The sequence below is a fragment of the Marinimicrobium sp. UBA4209 genome (assembly GCF_002381585.1).
Classification (GTDB): Bacteria; Pseudomonadota; Gammaproteobacteria; order Pseudomonadales; family Cellvibrionaceae; genus Marinimicrobium; species Marinimicrobium koreense.
Map to the genome: position 1 here is coordinate 467 of NZ_DFTP01000068.1, position 1,544 is coordinate 2,010.

Annotated in this window: 1 protein-coding gene and 1 pseudogene; both read left to right on the plus strand. The window is 58.5% G+C overall.

Annotation, left to right across the window (positions count from 1 at the left end):
- Positions 1-285 (plus strand): annotated as a pseudogene (locus B3187_RS09740) (cell division protein); the annotation flags it as partial.
- A gap of 297 nt (positions 286-582) precedes the next feature.
- Positions 583-1,440, plus strand: coding sequence for an RNA polymerase sigma factor RpoH (rpoH, locus tag B3187_RS09745; protein WP_286806091.1), 858 nt, complete (start codon positions 583-585; stop codon positions 1,438-1,440).
- The last annotated feature ends 104 nt before the right edge of the window (positions 1,441-1,544 follow it).

A 1,544-nucleotide genomic window follows, 5' to 3' on the forward strand; every position in this document is an offset into this window, starting at 1 on the left:
AAGCTGGTGGGCGGCACCGATGCGTTTGTGCGTCGCCCCTTTCTTTACACCGGCTTCTGGTACGGACTTGGAGGCGGCGTTCTGGCGCTGGGGTTGTTGGCGTTGGGCCTGTGGTGGCTGTCCGGGCCCGTGGCCCGGTTGGCGGATCTGTATCAGAGTGACTTTCGCCTTCGGGGGCTGGACCTGACCCAGAGCCTGCAATTGGTGCTGCTGTCCGGCCTGCTCGGGTTGGTGGGGGCCTGGTTGGCGGTGGCGCGGCATTTGATCCAGATAGAGCCGCGTTGACGTATTCAGTGTCATAGCGTGGTGGCGGCGGATGCGTGCTTACGCACTTATCCGCCCTACGTGGATTTATACCGCTGCGCTCGGCCGTAGGGCGGATAAGCGAAGCGCATCCGCCGTCAACCGCAGGGTCCGAGCGCAGCGGCAAAACCCGCATCCACCGTCACCCCAATCTCTATTTTTAACTTAACTCACTGATTCATAAGGTTTTTATGCTAAGGCAAGGGAACTTTTCAGGGCTTGGCAGTCTAACCCTGCAGTGCTACACTCAATGTCCAAAAATTCTCAGGAGGTAAGTGAATGAGCACTAGCCTGATGCCGGCCGGGGTACTGTCTCCCGGTGGAAACTTAAATGCCTACGTTCAGGCTGTCAGCGCCTTCCCGGTTTTGGCCGCGGAAGAGGAGCAGAAGCTGGCGGAGGACCTGTATTACAACGGCAACCTCGAGGCGGCGCGTCACTTGGTGATGTCGCACCTGCGCTTTGTGGTACACATCGCTCGTTCTTACAACGGTTACGGCCTGCCCCTGGGGGATCTGATCCAGGAGGGCAACGTTGGCTTGATGAAGGCGGTCAAGCGGTTCAACCCGGAGAAGGGCGTGCGTCTGGTGTCCTTTGCGGTGCACTGGATCAAGGCGGAGATTCACGAGTTCATTCTGCGCAATTGGCGCATTGTGAAAGTGGCTACCACCAAGGCCCAGCGCAAGCTGTTCTTCAACCTGCGCGGTGCCAAAAAGCGCCTGGCGTGGCTGAACAACGATGAAGCCGAAGCGGTGGCCGAGGATCTGGGCGTTGATGTCAAGCACGTGCGTGAGATGGAAGGACGTCTTTCCTCTTACGATGCGGCCTTCGATGCCGGTGAAGAAGACGATGATGACAGCCATTACGTGGCCCCGGTCCACTACCTCGAAGACAAGCGGTACGATCCCGCCACCCAGTTGGAAGACGCCAACTGGGAGGAAAACAGCGTCAATAACCTGGAAAAGGCGCTGGAAACCCTGGACGATCGAAGCCGGGCGATTCTGCAGCGGCGCTGGCTGAGCGAAAGCAAGGCCACCCTGCACGAGCTGGCCGATGAGTACGGCGTATCCGCCGAGCGCATCCGTCAGTTGGAGAAGAACGCCATGAAGAAGGTGAAAACTGCCATACTGGCTGCCTGATCAAGCGCTACCAATGGCCCTCGAAAAAGCCGCGCCTCGCGCGGCTTTTTTGTGTAACTGAACTTTTTATGGGGAGCGGTGCGCTATGGCGGCTGTGTTTTTGG

Bases quoted from the DNA above. Each gene is read 5' to 3' on its own strand.
- rpoH (WP_286806091.1), top strand. From the start codon at position 583: ATGAGCACTAGCCTGATGCCGGCCGGGGTACTGTCTCCCGGTGGAAAC.